The sequence below is a fragment of the Roseburia zhanii genome, assembly GCF_014287635.1.
In the GTDB taxonomy this organism is placed as follows: domain Bacteria; phylum Bacillota; class Clostridia; order Lachnospirales; family Lachnospiraceae; genus Roseburia_B; species Roseburia_B zhanii.
On the sequence record NZ_JACOPH010000093.1, the window covers coordinates 1 to 612 of the forward strand.

1 protein-coding gene is annotated in these 612 nt (G+C 35.9%); it reads right to left on the reverse strand.

The window, feature by feature from the left end; genetic code table 11:
• Positions 1-4 precede the first annotated feature (4 nt).
• The coding region (locus H8S17_RS16330; protein ID WP_117842382.1) for an ATP-binding protein at positions 5-612 on the reverse strand (608 nt) is incomplete at its 5' end.

The window sequence follows — 612 nt, forward strand, 5'->3', positions numbered from 1 at the left end:
CTTTTTATGAATTGAGGAATAACTCAGCAATAAATTTATTTCCATCACTTTTCAATATTAAATTTCCATCATATTTTTTTACACTGCTCTGAACATTCAGCAGTCCTATTCCACCGCCTTTTCCTTTCGCTGATACCGGAAAACCATTTTTCCACTTTACCTCCCCGCAGTTATTTTCGATGCTGGCAGCTATCATTTTATGGTATGAGCCAATCTTAATCGAAATATATTTCTCTCCTTCCAGCTTCTCTGCTGCCTCAATCGCATTATCTAATAAATTTCCAAAAATAGTTGTAATGTCGATTGGTGCAAGGAAATTCAGATTCACATTATCCACCTTTATGGTTACTGAAATACCTTTTTCCCTCATAACGGATTCTTTATCGGTAAGAAGAATGTTTAATATTGGATTTTCTGTGTATTGAACCGGAATGAGTGGCTTTAACAGTTCTCTGATTTCCGCTGCATATTCTCCTGCCGTATTCCCCTGCTCTGCACCATATAATCCTTCGATTGCTTTAATATGCTTATTTACATCATGTAATATGTGGACGGTTTGATCATATTTTTTTGTCTGCGTCAAATAGTATTCGTATTGTACCTTTGCCTGTT